This window comes from Streptomyces sp. NPDC042002 (genome assembly GCF_055588305.1).
Map to the genome: position 1 here is coordinate 56,163 of NZ_JBVJCT010000035.1, position 21,591 is coordinate 77,753.

At 70.5% G+C, this 21,591-nt stretch carries 19 protein-coding genes; 9 read left to right on the forward strand and 10 right to left on the reverse strand.

What is annotated here, in order from left to right; genetic code table 11:
- Nucleotides 1-56: 56 nt before the first annotated feature.
- Together ACZ6KY_RS33885 and ACZ6KY_RS33890 are read right to left on the reverse strand one after the other, a co-directional pair.
- On the reverse strand, nucleotides 57-1,790 hold the full coding sequence (locus tag ACZ6KY_RS33885) for a DNA polymerase III subunit gamma/tau domain-containing protein (protein WP_469314071.1): 1,734 nt from the start codon (nucleotides 1,788-1,790) through the stop codon (nucleotides 57-59).
- A gap of 326 nt (nucleotides 1,791-2,116) precedes the next feature.
- Entirely contained in the window at nucleotides 2,117-3,247 is a 1,131-nt protein-coding gene (locus tag ACZ6KY_RS33890) for an alpha/beta hydrolase (protein WP_469314072.1), read from the reverse strand.
- Nucleotides 3,248-3,446: 199 nt separating this feature from the next.
- Here ACZ6KY_RS33890 and ACZ6KY_RS33895 point away from each other — a divergent pair, with 199 nt between their 5' ends.
- The 6 genes from ACZ6KY_RS33895 to ACZ6KY_RS33920 all read left to right on the forward strand — a co-directional run bounded on the left by ACZ6KY_RS33895 (nucleotide 3,447) and on the right by ACZ6KY_RS33920 (nucleotide 8,717).
- Complete coding sequence (locus tag ACZ6KY_RS33895; RefSeq protein WP_469314073.1) at nucleotides 3,447-5,276, forward strand: phosphatidylglycerol lysyltransferase domain-containing protein; 1,830 nt, start codon at nucleotides 3,447-3,449, stop codon at nucleotides 5,274-5,276.
- Between the two features lie 260 nt (nucleotides 5,277-5,536).
- A complete protein-coding gene (gene folP, locus ACZ6KY_RS33900; protein ID WP_469314074.1) occupies nucleotides 5,537-6,448 on the forward strand; it encodes a dihydropteroate synthase in 912 nt (303 codons plus the stop codon).
- On the forward strand, nucleotides 6,445-6,939 hold the full coding sequence (locus tag ACZ6KY_RS33905; protein WP_469314075.1) for a nuclear transport factor 2 family protein: 495 nt from the start codon (nucleotides 6,445-6,447) through the stop codon (nucleotides 6,937-6,939). Before folP ends, ACZ6KY_RS33905 begins: the two co-directional genes overlap by 4 nt.
- A gap of 247 nt (nucleotides 6,940-7,186) precedes the next feature.
- Nucleotides 7,187-7,546 (forward strand): dihydroneopterin aldolase, encoded by a 360-nt coding sequence (folB, locus tag ACZ6KY_RS33910; protein WP_469314076.1) that lies wholly within the window; start codon nucleotides 7,187-7,189, stop codon nucleotides 7,544-7,546.
- The gene (folK, locus tag ACZ6KY_RS33915) at nucleotides 7,543-8,154 is read left to right on the forward strand and encodes a 2-amino-4-hydroxy-6-hydroxymethyldihydropteridine diphosphokinase (protein WP_469314077.1); all 612 of its coding nucleotides are present in this window, start codon (nucleotides 7,543-7,545) and stop codon (nucleotides 8,152-8,154) included. The genes folB and folK overlap by 4 nt, the downstream gene beginning before the upstream one ends.
- A 74-nt stretch (nucleotides 8,155-8,228) precedes the next feature.
- Nucleotides 8,229-8,717 carry a DUF3180 domain-containing protein gene (locus ACZ6KY_RS33920; RefSeq protein ID WP_469314078.1) on the forward strand — a complete coding sequence of 163 codons (489 nt, stop codon included), beginning with the start codon at nucleotides 8,229-8,231 and terminating at the stop codon, nucleotides 8,715-8,717.
- A 54-nt stretch (nucleotides 8,718-8,771) separates the two neighbouring features.
- Here the strand turns inward: ACZ6KY_RS33920 and folE are convergent, their stop codons facing one another.
- The 6 genes from folE to dacB all read right to left on the reverse strand — a co-directional run bounded on the left by folE (nucleotide 8,772) and on the right by dacB (nucleotide 16,680).
- The gene (folE, locus tag ACZ6KY_RS33925; protein ID WP_266761221.1) at nucleotides 8,772-9,377 is read right to left on the reverse strand and encodes a GTP cyclohydrolase I FolE; all 606 of its coding nucleotides are present in this window, start codon (nucleotides 9,375-9,377) and stop codon (nucleotides 8,772-8,774) included.
- Between the two features lie 145 nt (nucleotides 9,378-9,522).
- Nucleotides 9,523-11,550, reverse strand: a complete 2,028-nt coding sequence (gene ftsH / locus ACZ6KY_RS33930) for an ATP-dependent zinc metalloprotease FtsH (RefSeq protein ID WP_469314079.1) — start codon at nucleotides 11,548-11,550, stop codon at nucleotides 9,523-9,525.
- Between the two features lie 199 nt (nucleotides 11,551-11,749).
- Nucleotides 11,750-12,310, reverse strand: coding sequence for a hypoxanthine phosphoribosyltransferase (gene hpt, locus ACZ6KY_RS33935; RefSeq protein ID WP_261704688.1), 561 nt, complete (start codon nucleotides 12,308-12,310; stop codon nucleotides 11,750-11,752).
- 167 nt (nucleotides 12,311-12,477) lie between these two features.
- The gene (gene tilS, locus ACZ6KY_RS33940) at nucleotides 12,478-13,641 is read right to left on the reverse strand and encodes a tRNA lysidine(34) synthetase TilS (RefSeq protein ID WP_469314080.1); all 1,164 of its coding nucleotides are present in this window, start codon (nucleotides 13,639-13,641) and stop codon (nucleotides 12,478-12,480) included.
- Nucleotides 13,642-13,833: 192 nt separating this feature from the next.
- Nucleotides 13,834-14,982, reverse strand: coding sequence for a zinc-dependent metalloprotease (locus ACZ6KY_RS33945; RefSeq protein WP_468824307.1), 1,149 nt, complete (start codon nucleotides 14,980-14,982; stop codon nucleotides 13,834-13,836).
- 141 nt (nucleotides 14,983-15,123) lie between these two features.
- Entirely contained in the window at nucleotides 15,124-16,680 is a 1,557-nt protein-coding gene (gene dacB / locus ACZ6KY_RS33950) for a D-alanyl-D-alanine carboxypeptidase/D-alanyl-D-alanine endopeptidase (RefSeq protein ID WP_469314081.1), read from the reverse strand.
- A gap of 79 nt (nucleotides 16,681-16,759) precedes the next feature.
- Here dacB and ACZ6KY_RS33955 point away from each other — a divergent pair, with 79 nt between their 5' ends.
- Together ACZ6KY_RS33955 and ACZ6KY_RS33960 are read left to right on the forward strand one after the other, a co-directional pair.
- A complete protein-coding gene (locus tag ACZ6KY_RS33955) occupies nucleotides 16,760-17,251 on the forward strand; it encodes an inorganic diphosphatase (RefSeq protein ID WP_328558164.1) in 492 nt (163 codons plus the stop codon).
- A 134-nt stretch (nucleotides 17,252-17,385) separates the two neighbouring features.
- Nucleotides 17,386-19,044: a threonine/serine exporter family protein gene (locus ACZ6KY_RS33960; RefSeq protein WP_469314082.1), complete on the forward strand. Its 1,659-nt coding sequence runs from the start codon at nucleotides 17,386-17,388 to the stop codon at nucleotides 19,042-19,044.
- Between the two features lie 73 nt (nucleotides 19,045-19,117).
- Here ACZ6KY_RS33960 and ACZ6KY_RS33965 read toward each other — a convergent pair whose 3' ends face one another.
- A complete protein-coding gene (locus ACZ6KY_RS33965) occupies nucleotides 19,118-20,209 on the reverse strand; it encodes a DedA family protein (RefSeq protein WP_469314083.1) in 1,092 nt (363 codons plus the stop codon).
- 140 nt (nucleotides 20,210-20,349) lie between these two features.
- On the opposite strand from ACZ6KY_RS33965, the gene ACZ6KY_RS33970 reads away from it, so the two are divergent.
- Nucleotides 20,350-20,715: a YbjQ family protein gene (locus tag ACZ6KY_RS33970; protein WP_469314084.1), complete on the forward strand. Its 366-nt coding sequence runs from the start codon at nucleotides 20,350-20,352 to the stop codon at nucleotides 20,713-20,715.
- A 70-nt stretch (nucleotides 20,716-20,785) separates the two neighbouring features.
- Here the strand turns inward: ACZ6KY_RS33970 and ACZ6KY_RS33975 are convergent, their stop codons facing one another.
- Nucleotides 20,786-21,553: a MerR family transcriptional regulator gene (locus ACZ6KY_RS33975; RefSeq protein ID WP_469314085.1), complete on the reverse strand. Its 768-nt coding sequence runs from the start codon at nucleotides 21,551-21,553 to the stop codon at nucleotides 20,786-20,788.
- Nucleotides 21,554-21,591 lie beyond the last annotated feature (38 nt).

The window sequence follows — 21,591 nt, forward strand, 5'->3', positions numbered from 1 at the left end:
GCCCTCACTTCGTTACGTCTGTTCGGCTCGTTACGTCTGTTCGGCGAGCGTCCGGTTCAGGAAACCGCGCTCCGCAGCCCCGTCATGTCGATGTGCTCGGTCTCGTCGTGCGCGGTCAGGTCGATGACCTGTCGGTCGGCACCGCGCGAAGCCTCGCTCGCGGGCTTGAACCCGGACTCGGCCTCGGCCTTGTGCAGAGCGAGCGCCTCCTGGCCGACCACATCGGCCAGGTCCTCGTTCTGCACGGCCTCCATCGCGGCGGCGTCGGACGCCTCCTTCTGCGTACCGAAGAAGTCGAACCCTCCCTCGGCCGAGGGGCGTCGCACCGGCGCGGTGTGCGGGACGACGGCCACCGCCGTCGGCACGGTGAAGTGCCCGGACCGCTGGGCGGGCCTGGCGGGATGGGGCACCCGCACCAGTTGTGCCGACTCTGCACGGGGGGACGTGGTGGACGGGGCGGGCTGCGACGGCTCGGCCTCGGCGGCCGCGCGCTGATGCTCGCCGACCGCCTCGGGCTTCCCCTGCGCCCCACCCGCCTCCGCGACGGAGCCCGAGGACGGACCCGCCTCGGTGGCCGAAGCGCCCTTCGGGGCCTCGCCGTTCGCGACCGCGTCCTTCGCCACGACCAGTTCCTTGGTCGCGACCAGTTCCTTCGCCGCGACCAGTTCCTTCGTCGCGACCGCGCCCTTCTGCATCGCCGCGCGCTTCTTCGCCGCCGCGTCCCTCTTGACGGCCGCGTCGAGCGCGGACCCGCCGCGGGCGGAGACGTCGTTCAGGGACTTGGCCGTCGCCGGGCCGGCGTCGGACTCGGCAGCCGGGACGGCGGCGTCGGGGTCGGGGTCGGGATCCGCGTCGGGGTCCGTGTCCCGCAGCGCGAGGGCCACGGACGCCGAGACCGTCCCGGCCTTCGCACCCTCAGCCTCTGGAGCACTGCCCGCTGTCCGGCTCAGCGCCGCTCCGGCCCGCAGGAAGAGCGACGACCCGGCCGGGGAGAAGACCTCGGGAGACTCGTCGGCCTCGGCCTCGGCGCCGGACTCCGCCGGCACCTCCGCGTCCGCTTCGAGGGAATCCGTGTCGTCGTCGGGCGCCATGAAGGCCTCGATGGCCTCCGCCCCGCTCACGGACGCGGACACCGCGCCCTCGGACTCCGCCGACTCCATGGGCTGTTCCGACTCGTCCGGCTCGTCGGACGTCTCGACCGCCTCGGGCGTGTCCGGCGAATCCACCGCTTCGGGGGAGTCCGCCGCGTCCGGGGAATCCGGCGTGTCGGGCGCGTCGGGAGTCTCCGCCGCGTCCGGAGCCGTCCGCGCGGCCGGCAGGGCGCGGGCCGGCACCGACGCCTCTATGGCGAGCTGCCGACGCCCCTCCAGGGCCGTCGCCCGCTCCGTCTCCGCCGTGGCGTACCGCCGCAGCAGGGCAGCGTGTTCATTGCGCAGGCCGGCCAGCTCGGTGCGCTTGGCGCGCAGCTTCTGCTCCAGCTTGACGCGCAGCTCGCGCGACTCGTCGAGGTCTGTCTCCAGTTCGGCGACGCGCTCCTCATGACGCCACTCGTCGCTCGCCCGCGCGCGCGTGAGGTCGGCGACATGTTTGCCGGCCGAGATGTCCCAGCGGCGCATGACGACCGCGCCGGCGACCGCCGTCACCGCGGCACCCGCGGCCAGGACACGGAGCGCGAACGCATCCGTGAACAGCCAGGGCCCTACGGCACAGACGAGCGACACGCCGGCGATCGCCGAAGGAGGCAGCACCCTGTGCAAGGGCGGGGAATGGCGGTGGCGTCCACGTGGCATGGCCAGAAACTTACCGCGCGTAGGCGAATCTTGGTGCCCCGCACGGTAAAAACACAGTCACCCCGGAGCCTTTGTCCTGTACCGACCGTCGACAGGGCACACCGCTTGTCCCACAAGGCCCGTCACGCCCCCCGGTCACGCCGGCTCCTCGATCAATTCCGCCGGCTCCGGACTGTTCACCGAATCGGAATCATTGAGGCGCGACATTTCTCCGAGGGGCGACATCTCTCCGCGCCGAGCACCCTAATTCGTCCGCTCGGCACGACGGGGCCCGGCACGAGACGACACGGCCGCTACCTCACGGCACGGCCCCGGCGCGGCACGCGTCAGCGGTCGCTCAGCCGCCCGCTGATCCACTGCAGCGTCCCCGGGATCTCCCGCCGCCAGGTGTTGAAGTTGTGGCCGCCGCTGTCGAGGATGATCGACGAGATCCTGGTGAGCCTCTTGGACTTCACCAGGTCTATGAAGCCCAGCGTGGCCTTGTAGTTGGATTCGCCCGCCCTGCTGCTGCTGACGAGCAGTGAGGTGTCGGGCGCGGGCCTGTTCTTCAGGTACCAGCGCAGGTCGGCGGCATCGCGCAACGCCTTGTCGCCGCGGAAGAGGTCACCCGTCGTGCGGTCGATCGGCGCCTTGTAGTACGGCGACAGGCCGGCGCCGGCGGCGTACACCCCGGGGTGGTGGAGGGCGAGTTTCAGCGCGCAGTATCCGCCCGTCGAGTCGCCGATGACGCCCCAGCTCCTGGGTTTTCCGCCCACCCTGTAGTGGGCCGACACGGCGTCGGGGAGGTCATTGGCGAAGAACGACTCGGTCTGCGGACCGCCGGGGATGTCCACGCACTCGGTGTCCCGCGGGGGAGCGACGGTCGGCCGCAGCATGACCAGGATCATCGGCTGGATCCTGCCGTTCTTGACCAGACGATTCGCCGTCTGCGGGAAGTGCAGGGCCTTGATGAGTGCCTGGGCGGTGCCGGGATAGCCGGTCAGCACGGTGACGGCCGGGAACGTACGGGTGCGGTACCGCGGCTGGAAGTACTCCGGCGGCAGGTAGACGTACGCCGGTGTGGCGATATGGGTCGTACGGCCGACGATGTCGATCTTCTGGATCTGGCCTCCGGTCTGCGGTCGCGCCCCGCCCGAGACGGCCACCTGCTCGGTGTCCAGCACCTGGAGGGGGCCGCCGCCCGGACCGCCGGCGCCGTTGTGGTCGACGACCACGCCCTCACCGCTCTCCCGGCCGAGGAGATCCGCCCAGCTGGCGTAGAAGCCGAACGCCTGGTTGGCGCACAGGCCGATCGAGGCGAACAGCGTCACCTGGGTGGCCAGCAGCAGCCCCACACGCCCGCTGACGGACCACCAGGTGCGCCGGGCGAGCCGCGGCCACCACCACACCGTGCCGATGAACAGCAGCACGGCGAGCAGGATCACCAATGCCAGCACTTTGTTGCTCGTGAGACCCATGGGCTGTTCCGCCTGCGCTTTCCGTCCGGGTCCGTCCCGCTCATTGGCGAGCCCTTGCCCTGGACTTTCCTTGCCTTTTGAACCGGCTTTCCGGAAGGGAGTGAACCTGTCCCCCCAAGACACCGTCCTAGAGGGCGCAATGTCGCCGGATGCCGGAATGGCACCGGATTCAAGGTCTCTCGCAGAACCACGGGATGCGATGTCTGTCAGGATAGATGGGGAATTGTCGGGTGGGGTTCCAGACCGAACAGGCCGAACGCGGCGCATACTCCGCGGTCCGAGCCCGGAGGCCGTCCCCGCCCTGGTCGCCAGGGCCTGCACACTCGTAGGTCTCCTGGACATCGCCGCGGGCGTCTTCCCGCGCTTCCGTCACAGCCGTATGCACGCCCTGGCCGAGGTGCTGCCCGGCGCGTTCGGACCCTTCGCCGCGGCGCTGTCGCTCAGTGCCGGTGTGCTCCTGCTGCTGCTCGCCCATGGGCTGCGCCGCCGCAAGCGCCGGGCGTGGCGCGCCGCGGTCCTGCTGCTCCCAGCGGGTGCCGCCGCGCAGTTCGCGTACCGCCACTCGGTGATCGGCGTCGTCATCTCGGCCGCGCTGCTCGCACCGCTGCTGCGCAACCGCGACGAGTTCGCGGCGCTGCCCGATCCGCGCAGCCGCTGGCGCGCGCTCGCCAACTTCGTTCTCATGGGCGCCGGTTCCCTCGTCCTCGGACTCGTCATCGTCAGCGTCCACGAGGACCGCATGATCGGCGACCCGAGCCTGGCCGACCGCATCAGTCACGTCCTGTACGGCCTGGTCGGCTTCGAGGGCCCCGTCGACTACGCGGGCCCCACCTCCTGGACCGTCGCCTTCTCCCTCGGCGCGCTCGGCTGGCTGACCGCCGTCACCACCATCTACCTCGCCTTCCGCCCCGAACACCCCGCCGCCCGCCTCACGGAGGACGACGAGGCCCGGCTGCGCGTCCTCCTGGACAAGCACGGCGGCCGCGACTCCCTCGGCCACTTCGCGCTGCGCCGCGACAAGGCGGTCGTCTTCTCGCCCAGCGGCAAGGCCGCGGTCACCTACCGGGTCGTCTCCGGGGTGATGCTCGCCAGCGGTGACCCCATCGGCGACGTGGAGGCCTGGCCCGGCGCGATCGAACGCTTCATGGACGAGGCGAGGGCGCACTCCTGGACGCCCGCCGTCATGGGCTGCTCCGAGACGGGCGGCGAGGTGTGGACCCGCGAAACCGGCCTCGACGCCCTCGAACTGGGGGACGAGGCGGTGGTGGATGTCGTGGATTTCTCCCTGTCCGGGCGCGCGATGCGGAACGTGCGCCAGATGGTCAAACGCATCGAGCGCGCTGGCTACGAGACCCGGGTACGGCGCATCCGTGACCTCAGCGAAGGAGAACTGGACCGGATACGGCGGGCCGCCGAGGACTGGCGCGGCACCGACACCGAGCGCGGTTTCTCCATGGCGCTCGGCCGTATCGGCGACCCGTCCGACGGCGACTGTCTGATCGCCACGGCGCACAAGGCCGACGACCGGCCCGGCCCTTACGGCGACCTGAAGGCCGTCCTGCACTTCGTCCCCTGGGGCTCGGACGGCGTGTCGCTCGACCTCATGCGCCGCGACCGCGCGGCCGACCCCGGCATGAACGAACTCCTCATCGTGGCCGCGCTCCAGGCGTCACCCCGCCTCGGCATCGAGCGGATCTCGCTCAACTTCGCGATGTTCCGCTCGGCGCTCGCCCGCGGCGAGAAGATCGGCGCCGGGCCCGTGCTGCGCGCCTGGCGCGGACTGCTGGTGTTCCTGTCCCGCTGGTTCCAGATCGAGTCGCTGTACAAGTTCAACGCCAAGTTCCACCCGCGCTGGGAGCCGCGCTTCGTCGTCTACGCCGCCTCCCGCGACCTCCCCCGCATCGGCCTCGCCGCCATGCAGGCCGAGGGCTTCGTGAACCTCGCCCTGCCCCGGATGCTGCGCCGCCGCACACGGGCCCCGCGTCCCTGCGCGCACACGCCGTCGGAACGGGACATGAGGGCCGCGTAGCCGGCGTGCCGGACGGTGCCCCGCGGCGACGCCCCTCGGGGCTGCCTCGCACGAGAGGCACCGCCTGTCCCGGCCTGCCGGACAGGCGGGCCCTCCGGGACAGCGGTCGCCCGGGCTACGGACTACGGGCGGGAAACCGGCCGTGAGCGGTCGAAGGCGCCGGCTCGGGCCCGGCGGGAGCGACCCGCACCCGCGTACCGGGAAACCACGGAGACCGGCAGGGGGCGATGAGGTCTCCCGCAGGAGCCTAGGCTGGACGTATGAGTATCGAGCGCGGGCGCGGCCGAGTCGCGGGACTGCCGACGTGGGACCGCTGCGCGGTCATGGGGGTCGTGAACGTCACCCCCGATTCCTTCTCCGACGGCGGCCGCTGGTTCGACACGACAGCCGCGGTCAAGCACGGCCTCGGCCTGGTCGCCGAGGGCGCCGACCTCGTGGACGTGGGCGGCGAGTCCACCCGTCCCGGGGCCACCCGTGTCGACGAGGCGGAAGAGCTCAAGCGGGTCATCCCGGTCGTCCGCGGCCTCGCCTCCGAGGGCGTCACCGTCTCCGTGGACACCATGCGCGCCTCCGTCGCCGAGCAGTCCCTCGCGGCGGGCGCCGCCCTCGTCAACGACGTCAGCGGCGGCCTCGCGGACCCCGCGATGATCCCGGCCGTCGCGGCCGCGGGCGCCCCCTTCGTGGTCATGCACTGGCGCGGCTTCCTGGCGGGCGGGAACGTCCGGGGAACGTACGAGGACGTCGTCTCCGAGGTCCTCGACGAACTGCACGCGCGCGTGGAGGCCGTTCTGGCGGGCGGCATCGCCCCCGACCGCGTCGTCGTCGACCCCGGGCTCGGCTTCTCCAAGGACCCCGAGCACGACCTGGCCCTCCTGGCCCGCCTCGACCGCCTCCGCGCCCTCGGCCACCCCCTGCTGGTCGCCGCCTCCCGCAAGCGTTTCCTCGGCCGCGTCCTGGCCGGCCCCGAGGGTGCCCCGCCTCCCGCGCGCGAGCGCGACGCCGCCACCGCCGCCGTCTCGGCGATAGCCGCCCAGCAGGGCGCCTGGGCGGTCCGCGTGCACGAGGTACGGGCCACCGCCGACGCCGTACGGGTCGCCCGCGCCGTCGAGGGTGCCAGGACCGGCGGCCCATCGGGTGCCGTCGGCGGTCCGGCCGCAGAGGGAGCCCGGTGAGCACACCGCGTACCGACGTCGAGCAGGTCGAACTCGCCAACACGGCGTTCTACGAGACGATGGAGCGGGGTGACTTCGAGGAGCTGTCCTCGCTGTGGCTGGACCCGCTGGACACGTCCGACGACGACTTCGAGGGCGAGGGCGCGGTCGTCTCCTGCGTCCACCCCGGCTGGCCCGTCCTCAACGGGCGCGGCGAGGTGCTCCGCTCGTACGCGCTGATCATGGCGAACACGGAGTACATCCAGTTCTTCCTCACCGACGTGCGCGTCTCCGTGTCCGGTGACACGGCCCTGGTCACCTGCACCGAGAACATCCTCAGTGGCGGCCCCGCCCCCGACGACAGCGACGAGCTCGGCCCGCTCGTCGGCCAGCTGGTCGTCGCCACGAACGTGTTCCGGCGCACCGCCGACGGCTGGAAGCTCTGGTCCCACCACGCCTCCCCCGTGCTGGCCGAGTCCGGCGAGGAAGAGGACGAGGACACCGCCGGTTGAGTGGGTGTACGGCCCGCAGGGACCAACAGGCGATTGGAATCGCCTGCCCGGGGTAGGTGCGGCTACCAACCCGTGAGCCGCCGTGTTCCCCAGGGGAAACGCCCGGTGAAGCCTCGTGGCCTTCACCAGGGCGCCCGTCCCCGCGGGCGAGCGTTGTCAGTGCCCGCAGGTAGATTCGTTCGAGGCCGGTGCGCGGACCGCGTTCGGCGCAGGACGGCCGTTACCGACGATTGCAGGAGTGATTCGCGTGGATCGTGTCGCGCTGCGCGGCCTCAAGGCCCGCGGGCACCACGGCGTCTTCCAGAAGGAGCGCGAGGAGGGCCAGACCTTCATCGTGGACCTGACGCTGGGCCTGGACACCCGGCCGGCCGCGGCCGACGACGACCTGTCGAAGACCGTGCACTACGGCATCGTGGCGGAAGAGGTCGTCGCCGTCGTCGAGGGCGAGCCGGTCGATCTCATCGAGACCCTCGCCGAGCGCATCGCCCGGACGTGTCTCAAGCACGACGGGGTCCAGGAGGTCGAGGTCTGCGTCCACAAACCGGACGCGCCCATCACGGTCCCCTTCGACGACGTGACCGTCACGATCATCCGGAGCCGAGTATGACCACGTCCTTCACCGAGGGTCAGAGCGACCCGACCGTACAGCCGGTGCCCGCCTCCGTGGTCGAGCGGGTGGACGCCGCCGACACGACCCTGCAGAACCCCCGGCGCGCGGTGATCTCCCTCGGTTCGAACCTGGGCAACCGCCTGGAGACCCTCCAGGGCGCCATCGACGCCTTGGAGGACACCCCCGGCGTCCGGGTCAAGGCGGTCTCCCCCGTCTACGAGACGGAGCCGTGGGGCGTCGAACCGGGCAGCCAGCCCTCGTACTTCAACGCGGTCGTGGTGCTCAGGACCACCCTCCCGCCGTCCTCGCTCCTGGAGCGGGCCCACGCGGTCGAGGAGGCCTTCCACCGGGTACGGGACGAGCGCTGGGGCCCGCGCACGATCGACGTGGACATCGTGGCGTACGCCGACGTCGTCTCCGACGACCCGGTGCTGACCCTCCCTCACCCGCGCGCCCACGAGCGGGCCTTCGTCCTCGCCCCCTGGCACGACGTGGATCCCGAGGCACAGCTGCCCGGCCACGGCGCCGTCGCCCAGCTCCTCGCGGCGGTCACGAGCGACGGTGTCGCGGCCCGCACCGACCTGGAACTCCGGCTGCCCGAGTAGTCGTTAAGGTCAAGACGACCACAGGCCGGCCCCGACACGGGAGCCGGCCACCGGCGGGCTACCGAAGGGGCAACGTGAAAGAGCTGCGTATCAGGACACTGGCCGCCGTGTTCGTGGTGGCCGGAGTGCTGTCCTGGGCGGGCGCCCGCCTGTGGAACGCGGTGGGCACGCTGCCCCGGGTCCCGCTGGCCGCCCCCATCGTCCTCGCCCTGATCGCGATCGTCCTCCTCGCTACGGCCCTGTCGCTGCGCGCCCGCCTCAAGGCGCAGCGCGAGCGCCGTCCCGGCGCCAAGGGCGTCGATCCGCTGATGGCCGCCCGCGCGGTCGTCTTCGGTCAGGCGAGCGCCCTGGTGGCCGCCCTGGTGGCGGGCATGTACGGCGGCACCGGCGTCTTCCTCCTGGAATCACTGGAGGTTCCCACCCGCCGCGACCAGGCCATCTACGCCGGCCTCTCCGTCATCGCCGGAATCGGCGTGATAGCGGCCGCCTTCTTCCTGGAGCGCGTCTGCAAGCTCCCGGAGGACGACGACGAACACCGCAGCGGGGCCGCGCCGGTGGCTTAGCCCCGAGAGGGGCCCGCGCGTCGCGTCCGTTCCGCGTGCGTTCCGTGTGCGCTTCTAGCGGGCCATGATGAGGCTCATCGCCTCGTTGCGCGTCGCGGCGTCCCGCAACTGTCCGCGCACCGCCGACGTGATGGTCTTCGCGCCCGGCTTGCGGATGCCGCGCATGGACATGCACATGTGCTCGCACTCGACGACGACGATCACACCGCGCGGCTCCAGGATCTCCATCAGGGAGTCGGCGATCTGCGTCGTCAGCCGCTCCTGCACCTGGGGACGCCGCGCGTAGACGTCGACGAGGCGGGCCAGCTTGGACAGGCCGGTGATCTTGCCGCTGGTGGCCGGGATGTAGCCGACGTGTGCGACACCCCGGAACGGGACCAGGTGATGTTCACAGGTACTGAACACCTCGATGTCCTTCACCAGGACCATCTCGTCGTGGCCCAGGTCGAACGTCGTCGTCAGCACGTCCTCCGGCTGCTGCCACAGGCCCGCGAATATCTCCTTGTACGCCCGCGCCACCCGTCCCGGCGTCTCCCTCAGGCCCTCGCGGTCCGGGTCCTCGCCGACCGCGATCAGGAGCTCTCGTACGGCGTTCTCGGCACGCTTCTCGTCGAACTCGCCGATCACGCCCTCGCCGTCCAGCGTCACGGGGTCGGTCATCTGGTCCTCGTTCCTGTGATCCTGCGCGTGTCTCGACGCGTCCAAAAAGGTGCGGGCACACGAAAACGCCGCGCCCCCCAGGCTAGAACCTGGGGGGCGCGGCATCCATTCCGGGCCTGGTGAGGCCGCCCGGAGCCGAGCGATGTCAGCTCTCGGTGCGGTCCTCCGGGGCCGTGTCCGTCGCCGGGACGGATTCCGTCGCGGTGGCGATGGCCGCCGCCGAGCCGTTCGCCCCGTTCGTCAGTGACAGCTCCTTGGGGGAGAGCACCGGCGGGCGGGTGGAGGGCGTGCGACGGGAGGAGCCGGTCCACGCGGGGCGGGCCGGGCGCTTGACGATGGGAGCGAAGACCTCGGCGATCTGCTCCTTGCTCAGCGTCTCCTTCTCCAGCAGCTGGAGTACCAGCGCGTCGAGGACGTCGCGGTTCTCGACCAGGATTTCCCAGGCCTCGTTGTGCGCGTTCTCGATGAGCTTCTTGACCTCTTCGTCGACGAGCGCGGCGACCTCTTCCGAGTAGTCGCGCGGGTGCGACATCTCCCGGCCCAGGAAGGGCTCGGTGTTGTCGCCGCCGAACTTGATCGCGCCGAGACGCTCCGTCATGCCGTACTGCGTGACCATCGCGCGGGCCGTCGTGGTGGCCTTCTCGATGTCGTTCGCGGCACCCGTGGTCGGGTCGTGGAAGACGAGCTCCTCGGCCGCGCGGCCGCCCAGCATGTACGCGAGCTGGTCCAGCATCTCGTTGCGCGTGGTGGAGTACTTGTCCTCGTCCGGCAGGACCATCGTGTAGCCGAGGGCACGGCCACGCGACAGGATCGTGATCTTGTGGACCGGGTCGGAGTTCGGAGAAGCCGCCGCGACCAGGGCGTGTCCGCCCTCGTGGTACGCGGTGATCTTCTTCTCCTTGTCCGACATGATCCGGGTCCGCTTCTGCGGGCCCGCGACCACGCGGTCGATCGCCTCGTCCAGCATGGAGTTGTCGATCAGCTTCTGGTTGCTGCGCGCGGTGAGCAGCGCCGCCTCGTTCAGCACGTTCGCCAGGTCGGCGCCCGTGAAGCCGGGGGTCCGACGCGACACCGCGGACAGGTCGACGTCCGGAGCGACCGGCTTGCCCTTCTGGTGAACCTTGAGGATCTCCAGACGGCCCTGCATGTCCGGACGGTCGACCGCGATCTGGCGGTCGAAGCGGCCGGGGCGCAGGAGGGCCGGGTCGAGGATGTCGGGCCGGTTCGTGGCGGCGATCAGGATGACGCCGCCCTTCACGTCGAAGCCGTCCATCTCGACGAGCAGCTGGTTGAGGGTCTGCTCGCGCTCGTCGTGACCACCGCCGAGGCCGGCGCCGCGATGGCGGCCGACCGCGTCGATCTCGTCGACGAAGACGATCGCCGGAGCGTTCGCCTTGGCCTGCTCGAACAGGTCACGGACTCGGGAGGCACCGACGCCGACGAACATCTCGACGAAGTCGGAACCCGAGATCGAGTAGAAGGGAACGCCGGCTTCGCCCGCGACGGCGCGCGCGAGAAGCGTCTTGCCCGTACCAGGAGGCCCGTACAGCAGGACACCCTTGGGGATCTTCGCGCCGACGGCCTGGAACTTCGCCGGCTCCTGGAGGAACTCCTTGATCTCCTGGAGCTCCTCGACGGCCTCGTCCGAGCCCGCGACGTCCGAGAACGTCGTCTTCGGGGTGTCCTTGGTGATGAGCTTCGCCTTGGACTTCCCGAAGTTCATGACCCGGGAGCCGCCGCCCTGCATCTGATTCATCAGGAACAGGAAGACGACGACGATGAGGACGAAGGGAAGCAGGGAAAGCAGGATGCCCACGAAGGGGTTCTGCTTGGACGGCGAAACGGTGTAGCCGTCCGGGATCTGCTTGTTCTGGTACTTGTCCTGCAGTGTGTTGGCCAGGGCCACGCCCTGGTCGCCGATGTAACTCGCCTGGATCTTCGAGCTGCCGTCAACCTTCTCGCCGTCCTTCAGCGAGACCTTGATGACCTGCTCGTCGCCAGTGGTGATCTTGGCTGACTCGACCTGGTTGTCGTTGATCGCCTTGACGACCTGGCCGGTGTCCACCGTCTTGTAGCCGCCGGACGAACCGACGACCTGCATCAACACGACCACGGCAAGGACGGCCAGCACGATCCACATGACCGGCCCACGGAAGTATCGCTTCACGTCCATCCATACGGAGCGGTGTCGCCCCGTCCCTCCTGCCATAGTGAGTTTGATAAAGACTGTTCTTCGGACGGTACCCCAGCATTGTCACCCGAAGCCGCAGGGGACTGCTGGCAATCCCGTCCACGCATGCTCCAACGGCGCGAAACCCGCTGGGGTTCCCGAACGTCTTAGAAGGACTGAGCCGCCCTCAGGAAGAGGGCGCTCAGCCGCCGTAGACGTGAGGCGCGAGCGTACCGACGAACGGGAGGTTGCGGTACTTCTCGGCGTAGTCCAGGCCGTACCCGATGACGAACTCGTTCGGGATGTCGAAGCCGACCCACTCCACGTCGATCGCGACCTTGGCCGCGTCCGGCTTGCGCAGCAGCGTGCACACCTTGAGCGAGGCGGGCTCGCGGGAGCCGAGGTTGGAGATCAGCCAGGACAGGGTCAGCCCGGAGTCGATGATGTCCTCGACGATCAGGACGTGCTTGCCCTTGATGTCGGTGTCCAGGTCCTTGAGGATCCGCACCACACCGGAGGACTGGGTGCCCGCGCCGTACGACGACACGGCCATCCAGTCCATGGTGACGGGGGTGGACAGCGCACGCGCGAGGTCCGCCATGACCATGACGGCGCCCTTGAGCACGCCGACGATCAGCAGGTCCTTGCCCGCGTACTCCGCGTCGATCTTCGCGGCCAGCTCAACCAGCTTCGCGTCGATCTCTTCCTTGGTGATGAGCACCGACTTGAGGTCGGTGCCCATGTCTTTCGCGTCCACCCGCATCACTTTCGGTCGTCCGTCCCACTTTTTTGGGCTCGTTCACCTACAGGGCGCCCGTGTCACTGGCGGCGGTCCCCTTCGGCTCACCCGCGCGGCCGCTCGGACCGCCCGCGACCCGAGTGAAGGGGTCCCGGGGAGCCGCGTGAGCGGCCCCGGCGCAGGGTCCGGTTTCAGCCTTGCCGAATCACCAGTCTGCCACCCTGGCGCTGAGCGACGACTTTGCCCGGGAGATTGATGGCCCCCTGACCGCGCCATCCGGTGATCAGCCGGTCGATTTCCTCGATGTGGCGGGCGAACAGCGAACCGGCCGGAGCGCCCGCCTCGATGGCCGCCCGGCGCAGGATCCGGCGGCGTACGGCGGGCGGCAGGGCGTAGAGCTTGGCGCACTCCAGGAGGCCGGCCGCGTCGCGTACGGACGCCTCCGCCTGGCTGGCCCACGCGTCGAGGGCGTCGGCATCGTCCCGGGAGAGCTGGGCCGTACGGGCGAGTGCCTCGACGACTCCTTTGCCGAGCGCCTTCTCCAGGGCGGGCAGGCCCTCGTGGCGGAGCCGGGAGCGGGTGTAGGCCGGATCGGCGTTGTGCGGGTCGTCCCAGACGGGCAGCGACTGGACCATGCACGCCTTGCGGGCGGTCTGCCGGTCCAGGTGCAGGAAGGGACGGCGGTAACGGCCGTCGGCCCCCGAGACCGCGGCCATTCCGGACAGCGAGCGGATGCCGGAGCCGCGGGCGAGACCGAGCAGGACCGTCTCCGCCTGGTCGTCGCGGGTGTGGCCGAGGAGGACCGCGGAGGCGCCGTGGCGCTCGGCGGCGGAGTCCAGCGCGGCGTACCGGGCGTCGCGGGCGGCGGCCTCGGGGCCTCCGTCGCGGCCGACGGTCACGGCGATGGACTCGGCCGGGGCGAGCCCCAGCTCGGTGAGGCGCACCACGACTTCGTCGGCGCGTAGTTCGGAGCCGGGCTGCAGACCGTGGTCGACGGTGATGCCACCGGCGCGGATGCCGAGTTTGGGGGCTTCGAAGGCCAGGGCGGAGGCGAGCGCCATGGAGTCGGCGCCGCCGGAGCAGGCGACGAGCACGAGCGGCGCCGGGGATCCGTCCGTGCCCGGCCGGGGCCGGGAGCTCGCGGGGAGCGGGTCGTGCGGGGCGCGTGCGGGCGCGGCCGTGCCGCGCCGCGTTCCGGGGGCGGGGACGCGCTCCGCATCGGGCGCGCAAGGGCGCGCGACACCGCGTGCGGGCGTACGCCGGGGGTCGGGGGTGGGCGGTTGCTCGGTGAGGATGTCGTGGAGTACGCGGCGGACCGCCAGGCGTATCGCCGCGACCGCAGGATGGGGACCCATGTCCGGTTCCCTTCATGAAGTTTTCGGGGGGTTAGCCCGGGATCGGTCACTCAGAGTGTGTCGATGGTGACAGAACCGGGGCGTTCCCCGAGCATTGCACGCCTACCCATGCTCCACGGTCCCTCGGACGGGTGATAGCAGGGGCGTTTGCCTGCCATCGGCCGGATTCGTTTCACGACCGTCCCGTAAGGTTCACGACTCCGTCTTGCGGTGCACCCGCGCGACCCAGTCCGCCGGTTTGGCGATCTCCGCCTTGGTCGGGAGAGTGTTCGGAGAGGTCCACACACGGTTGAAGCCGTCCATGCCGACCTCTCCGACGACCGCCCGTACGAACCGCTCGCCGTCCTTGTACTGCCGGAGTTTGGCGTCCAGGCCGAGCAGCTTGCGCAGGGCCAGGTCGAGGCGGGAGGCGCCCTTGGCGCGGCGCTGCTGGAACTTCTCGCGGATCTCGGCGACGGAGGGGACGACCGCGGGCCCGACGCCGTCCATCACGAAGTCGGCGTGTCCCTCCAGGAGGGACATCACGGCGGTGAGCCTGCCGAGGATCTCCCGCTGGGCGGGCGTCTGCACGATTTCCACGAGGGAACGTCCGCCGTCGTCCTCCTCGGTGTCCGGGCGGGATCCGGAGAGCGACTGGGCGGCCTCCCTGATGCGTTCCAGGACGGTCATGGGGTCGACTTCGGTCTCCGCCAAGAACGACTGGATTTCGCCCTCCAGGTGGTCGCGCAGCCAGGGCACGGCCGTGAACTGGGTGCGGTGCGTCTCCTCGTGGAGGCACACCCACAGGCGGAAGTCGTGGGGCTGGACGTCGAGTTCGCGCTCCACGTGCACGATGTTCGGGGCCACCAGCAGGAGCCTGCCGCCGCCGTTGCCCGAGCCGGTCGGTGCCCCGGCGGGCAGGTCCCGGGTCGCGGGCGCGAACGTCTCGTACTGCCCGAGGACCCTCGACGACAGGAACGACAGCAGCATGCCCAGCTCGACGCCGGTGACCTTGCCGCCGACGGCGCCGAGGACGGCTCCGCCCGGGGTGTTCCCGCGCCGTTCCTGCATCTTGTCCAGAAGGGGCTTGAGGATCTCCCGGAACCCGGCGACGTTCGCCCGGACCCAGCCGGGGCGGTCGACGACGAGGACGGGGGTGTCGTGGACGACGTCGTCACCCATACGGGTAAAGCCCCGGACATGCTCCTCCGAGGCCTTCGCGTGTCGGCGCAGCTCCGCGACGATGGCCCTGGCCTCGTCGCGGCTCACCTCGGGGCCCGGCCGTACAAGCCGGGTCGCGGTCGCCACCGCGAGATTCCAGTCGACCATCCCAGTAGATGCAGCACCACCGATGCTCGTCATGCGTCAACCGTACGTGAGCGGGTCCGGCTGCGGTTAGAGGTACGGCGCCGGATGCGCCCCGGCCGAGGGGCTGGTGGCGCTTCTCTGGTGCCCATGGGGCGGGAGAGGACGGAGGTGTCCCTTCGGGGGCGCCGGGGGTGTCTAGCGGCAGCCGCACGCCACCAGTGCCGTCGCCGTGTGGTCCAACGCGGCCCGCGCCTCCAGGGGGTTCGGGGGGTGGGCGGCGTCGGAGGTGAGGAAGGCGAAGGCCAGCAGGCGGCCGTCCTTGTCGACGACGGTGCCGGCGAGGGTGTTGACGCCGGTCAGGGTCCCGGTCTTGGCGCGGACGACACCGGTGGCGGTGGGGGCGTCGGTGTAACGGGCGCTGAGGGTTCCGGTGAAGCCGGCGACGGGCAGGCCGGTGAGGACCGAACGGAGTTCGGGGTGGGCCGGATCGCCGGCCTTGGCCAGCAGGGCGGTGAGCAGGTCGGCGGAGACCTTGTCGGCCCGGTTCAGGCCGCTGCCGTCCGCGAACTGCGCCCCGGACAGCGGGAGTCCGAGCTTCTTCAGCTGGGCGCGGATCGCCTTCGCGTCGCCGTCGAAGCTGGGTTCCTCACCGGTGGCGAGGGCGACCTGGCGGGCCAGGGCCTCCGCGATGTCGTTGTCACTGTTGGTCAGCATCCGCTCGACCAGGGCGGACAGCGGCGGCGAGGAGACGGAGGCGAGGGCCTGCGAGCGGCTCGTCGCCTTCGAGGGGCCGGGCGACGTCGTGGTGATGCCGTGGTCGTGGAGCAGGTCCGCGAACTTGCGCGCGGCGTCCGCCGCCGGGTCCAGGGCGCGCCCGGCCGGCCCGCTGGTCGTGTCGTCCAGGCGGCCCTCGTCGGCCATCAGGGCGGTGACCTTCGCGATGTTCTCGTTGACTCCGATGGGGTGCAGGCCGGGGCCGGAGTACAGCGAGGTGTCGTAGGAGAGCGTCACGTGGTCCATGTGACGGGCCTTCAGGGCGGTGGCCGTCTCCTCGGCGAGGGTGCTCAGGTCCGCCCAGCCGTCCGCGGGCTTGCGGGCGGTCAGCGTCGGGTCGCCGCCACCGACGAGCACGACCTCCTTGGTGTCGGGCTCCAGGACCGTACGCGTCTGGATGCGGTGGTCGGGCCCCGGCGCCGTGAGGGCGGCGACCGCGGTGGCGATCTTCGTCGTGGAGGCCGGTGTCTGGACCTGGTCGGCACCCTTGCCGTAGAGCCGCTTGCCGGTGGCCACGTCGACCACGACGGCGGTGCGCACCGCGCCGAGGACGGGGTTGGCCAGCAGCGGGTCGAGGACGCCCGCGAGGGCCTTCCCGGCGGGCGCGGGCACGGTGCTCGCGGAGCCGCCGAGTCCGGTCAGCACGGAGGCGGCGCTGGGGGCGGCCCGGGGGAACGTTCGGGGCGTACCGGATGTACGTGCGTGATCTGTGCCACCCTCGGGCGCCCGCGATGCGGCCCAGTCCCGCTCGGCCGTACGCTGGCCGGTGGAGTCCCAGGGGCCGGCCACGGCCACCGCCCCGGCCGCCAGGGCCAGGCCCACGGTGGCGGCGACGGCTGTGAGCTGCGATGTCGTCAACCGCACGGCACGCGGTCGCACGGCTTGGGTGACCCGCGCCACACGCGGTTTCACCGTCCGCGCGACCCGCACCACATACGGTCTCGCAGCCCGCCAAACCCTCAGCTCTGGCACGACCACCAGCCCCTTTCGCGATCACCCACCTGCGTGAGGGACACTTAATCACCAGAACTATGTGCTGATCATGGAGGAGCCACCGGTGGAGTTCGACGTCACGATCGAGATTCCGAAGGGTTCACGGAACAAGTACGAGGTGGACCACGAGACCGGTCGGATCCGTCTGGACCGTCGACTCTTCACCTCGACCAGCTACCCGGCCGACTACGGCTTCGTCGAGAACACTCTCGGCGAGGACGGGGACCCGCTGGACGCCCTGGTCATCCTGGACGAGCCGACCTTCCCGGGTTGCCTCATCCAGTGCCGCACGATCGGCATGTTCCGTATGACGGACGAGGCCGGCGGCGACGACAAGCTGCTGTGCGTCCCGGCGCACGACCCGCGCGTGGAGCACCTGCGCGACATCCACCACGTGTCGGAGTTCGACCGCCTGGAGATCCAGCACTTCTTCGAGGTCTACAAGGACCTGGAGCCCGGCAAGTCCGTCGAGGGCGCCGACTGGGTCGGCCGCACCGAGGCCGAGGCCGAGATCGAGCGTTCCTACAAGCGCTTCAAGGACCAGGGCGGTCACTGACCTCCCCCGCTTCCGAACGGGCCGCGTGATCCCCATGGGGGTCGCGCGGCCCGTTCGTGTGTCCGTACGCATACTGAGGCATACGGAAGGCAAGAAGGAGAACCACACAGAAGCGAAAGGCGAGGCTGGAGTTGGTGGCGGACCCGGAAGCGGAAGACCGCAAGCCGCAGTCGGACGAGGCGAGGAGTGCTTTCAGCCCGCCCGCCGGTGTGGCGGCGCCGGGGCCGGCGGCGGCCGACGAGGAGTCGTCGACGACATCGGAGTTCGCGCTGCCCGAGGGTCTCGACGCACCGCATCCGCCCGGACCCGAGCAGGAGGGCTCGGCGTTCAGCACGCCGCGCACCTACAGCGCCAAGGACGCCCCGCCCGCCTTCACACCGGCGACCGGCATCCCCCTGGTCAGCCTGACCAAGGACGCGCCGTGGCAGGACCGGATGCGCACGATGCTGCGCATGCCGGTCACCGAGCGGCCCGCGCCCGAACCCGTGCACAAGGAGGACGAGTCCGGGCCCGCCGTCCCCCGTGTCCTCGACCTGACGCTGCGCATCGGCGAACTCCTGCTCGCGGGCGGTGAGGGCGCCGAGGACGTGGAGACGGCCATGTTCGCCGTCTGCCGCTCCTACGGGCTGGACCGCTGCGAGCCGAACGTCACCTTCACGCTGCTGTCGATCTCGCACCAGCCGTCCCTGGTGGACGACCCGGTGACGGCGTCACGGACAGTCCGCCGCCGGGGCACCGACTACACGCGCCTGGCGGCCGTCTACCGGCTCGTGGACGATCTGAGCGACCCGGAGACCGCGATCTCCCTGGAGGAGGCCTACGGGCGGCTCGCGGAGATGCGGCGCAACCGGCACCCGTATCCCGGCTGGGTGCTGACCGCCTCCGGAGGACTGCTCGCCGGCGCGGCCTCCGTGCTCGTCGGCGGTGACGCGATCGTGTTCGTCGCCGCGGCGCTCGGCGCGATGCTGGGCGACCGGCTCGCCTGGCTGTGCGCGGGACGCGGACTGCCGGAGTTCTACCAGTTCACGGTGGCCGCGATGCCGCCGGCCGCGATAGGGGTCGCGCTCACGCTGGCGCACGTCGATGTGAACGCCTCCGCGGTGATCACCGGAGGGCTCTTCGCGCTGCTTCCGGGGCGGGCGCTCGTCGCGGGGGTGCAGGACGGGCTGACCGGCTTCTACATCACCGCGTCCGCGCGGCTGCTCGAAGTCATGTACTTCTTCGTGGGGATCGTCTCCGGCGTCCTTCTGGTGCTCTATTTCGGCGTCAAGCTGGGCACGCAGCTCAACCCGGACGCGGGGCTGAACATCTCCGAGCGGCCGCTGATCCAGATCGCCGCGTCCATGCTGCTGTCGCTGACCTTCGCGGTCCTGCTCCAGCAGGAACGTTCCACCGTCCTCGCGGTGACCCTCAACGGAGGCGTGGCCTGGTCGGTGTACGGGGCGATGCACTACGCGGGCGGCCTCTCGCCCGTGGCCTCCACCGCCGTCGCCGCGGGCCTGGTGGGTCTCTTCGGGCAGTTGCTCTCGCGCTACCGGTTCGCTTCCGCGCTGCCGTACACGACGGCCGCGATCGGGCCGCTGCTGCCCGGTTCGGCGACCTACTTCGGGCTGCTGTCCATCGCGCAGAACGAGGTCGACAAGGGCTTCGTGTCGCTCACCAAGGCGGCGGCCCTCGCGATGGCCATCGCGATCGGCGTGAACCTGGGTTCGGAGATCTCGCGGCTGTTCCTGCGTCTGCCGGGCGGCTCCGCCGGTGGACGGCGGGCCGCCAAGCGGACGCGCGGGTTCTGAGGAACGGTTCGCAGGAGGACCGGTCCCAGGAGGACCGGGCGCGGGGAGAACCGGGCCGCCGGGGGCGGGCGCCTCAGTTCTGCGTGGGGCCCTGGCCGTAGGGGTACTGCTGCGGGTGGCCCTGAGGGTGCTGCTGCGGCTGGTGGGCCTGGCCCTGGTCGTAGCCCTGCTGGTAGCCCTGGTCGTACTGCTGCTGGTCGTATCCGTAGCCCTGGTCCGAGCCGTACGGCTGCTGGGGCTGCTGATACGGCTGCTGGGGCGGGTAGCCGTTGCCCTGATGGCCGTAGCCCTGGCCCTGGTTCCCGTACGACTGGTCGTGCCCCTGGTTCCCGTACGACTGGTCGTGCCCCTGATTGCCGTAGGACTGGCCGTGTCCCTGGTTCCCGTACGACTGGCCATGACCCTGGTTGCCGTACGCCGAGTCCTGGCCCTCGTGGACCGGCGGCACGCGCAGCGGCCTGGTCGCGTCGTCCATGACGGGCGCGGCGGGGCGGGTGTGGGCGACCGCGGGCTGGGCCGGGGCGGGCTCCTGGGGCGGGTTCTTCTTGGCCTGGGAACGGGCGCGCAGGAACTCGATCATGATCGGGACCACCGAGACGAGCACGATCAGGATCAGGATCAGCTCGATGTTCTTGTTGACGAACTCGATCTTGCCGAGCCAGGAGCCGAGCAGCGTGACGCCCGCGCCCCACATGACGCCGCCGATGACGTTGAAGGTGAGGAAGGGGCGGTACTTCATGCCACTGACGCCGGCGATGATCGGCGTGAACGTGCGCACGACGGGCACGAAGCGGGCCAGTACCAGGGACTTGGGCCCGTACTTCTCGAAGAACTCGTTGGCCTTGACCACGTTCTCCTGCTTGAACAGGCGGGAGTTCGGGCGGGTGAAGAGCGAGGGCCCGACCTTCTTGCCGAAGAGGTAGCCCGCCTGGTCTCCGAGGACCGCGGCGAGACAGATCAGCGGGATCGCGGCCCACAACGGGAAGTCCATCGCGTCCGTGGCGATCAGCAGACCGCAGGTGAACAGCAGCGAGTCGCCCGGCAGGAAGAAGCCGATGAGCAGGCCGGACTCGGCGAAGACGACGAGCAGCAGGCCCCAGATGCCGAAGTTGTCCAGGAGCGTGTTCGGATCCAGCCAGCTGGGACCGAGGGCAAGCGTCATCACGGTTCCGGGCTCCTGAGGGGTGAAGGGAGGTACGGCAGTCCTGTGCGGCCGACCAAAGCTATCAACGCAATGTGTCCACGCCAGGTTCCACCCGTGACTCCAGGATGCACTGTGCGACGACTGGGACAAAGCTGTGGACCATGGGCATCGACGAATACGGCGGCGGCCAGGGTCCCCACGCGGACGTCCTGGTCGTGACGACGAACGACGTTCCCGGCCATCGCGTCGAGCAGGTCATCGGTGAGGTCTTCGGCCTCACCGTGCGCTCGCGCCATCTGGGCAGCCAGATCGGCGCGGGCCTGAAGTCGATGATCGGCGGTGAGCTCAAGGGGCTCACCAAGACGCTCGTGGCGACCCGCAACCAGGCCATGGAGCGGCTCGTCGAGCAGGCACGCGCGCGTGGCGCCAACGGCGTGCTCATGTTCCGCTTCGACGTGTCGGAGGCGGCGGACGTGGGCACCGAGGTGTGCGCCTACGGCACGGCCGTGGTCCTGACGAAGGAGTAGCGCGCAGAAGTAAGGGGCGTCCGCCCATGTGGACGCCCCTTACCGTCGCCGGAACGGATACCTCCGGATGTCAGGCTTCCCGGCCGTGCCGGGCGGCGTTCGCGGTGATCGCGTCCCTCAGGTGCTCGGCCAGTCCCGGCCGCATGGAGTCGTAGAACTCCTTGAACCGCTCGTCGGCGACGTACATGTCGCCGAGTCCCTGATGGATCTCGTACGTGCACGCGTAGAACCATTTGGCGATGTGCTGCCGGTGCTCCTCGGCCATGTCCATGGCCCGCTCGCCGTCCGGCCGCTCCCCGGCCTCCATCAGGGCGTCGTAACGCTCGCCCCAGGAGGCCACCTCGGCCTGCATGCGCTTCCAGTCGTCCTTGGTGTAGCGGGCGGCGCGGCGCTGTGACTCGGCGTACGTGTCCGTGCCGCCCCAGCGGCGCTCGGCCTCCTCCGCGTGCGCCTCCGGGTCCTTGCCCCCGAAGACCTCGAACTTCTCCTCGGGCGTGAGGTTGATGCCCATCGTGCGTGCCTCCATGGCGTGCTCCACGGCCGCGGCCATCTTCTGCAGCTTCTCGATCCGGGCGGTCAGCAGGTCGTGCTGGCGGCGCAGATGCGCGCGCGGGTCCGCTTCCGGGTCGTCGAGCAGGGCGGCGACCTCGTCGAGCGGGAAGCCGAGCTCTCGGTAGAACAGGATCTGCTGCAACCGGTCGAGGTCGGCGTCGTCGTAGCGCCGATGACCCGCATGGCTGCGTCCGCCGGGCGCGAGCAGACCGATCTCGTCGTAGTGGTGCAGCGTGCGCACCGTGACCCCGGCGAATCCGGCGACCTGGCCCACTGAGTAGCTCACTTCCGCTCCTTCCTTCGGTACGCCCTTCACGATGAGGC